1 pseudogene is annotated in these 303 nt (G+C 76.9%); it reads left to right on the top strand.

The annotated features are described in order from the left end of the window. Positions 1–32 precede the first annotated feature (32 nt). Positions 33–303: pseudogene (locus tag ACLBXP_RS25640) on the top strand (D-cysteine desulfhydrase family protein); the annotation flags it as partial.

The following is a 303-nucleotide window of genomic DNA, read 5'->3' as shown; positions in this document are numbered from 1 at the left end:
GCCGCCACCCTGCCGGCGGCGGAGTAGGACCCGTGGGCCTCGACCTCGCCCGCTTTCCGCGCCTGCCGCTCGTGCCGCGGCCGGGCCCGATCGAACCCCTCGACGGGCTCACCCGCGCCCTCGGCGACCGCCTGCGCGGCGTGCGGATCCTCGTGAAGCGCGACGACCTTGCGGGCTTCGGACCCGGCGGCAACAAGCTCCGCAAGCTCGCCTCCCTTCTCGGCGCGGCCCGCGCCGAGGGCGCCGACACCGTGATCACGGTGGGCGCGCTGCAATCGAACCACGCCCGCCTCACGGCGGCCG

This window comes from Methylobacterium sp. A54F, assembly GCF_053346035.1.
The sequence above is the reverse complement of the archived record's forward strand: the minus strand, read 5'-3'. Positions and strand labels throughout refer to the sequence as shown.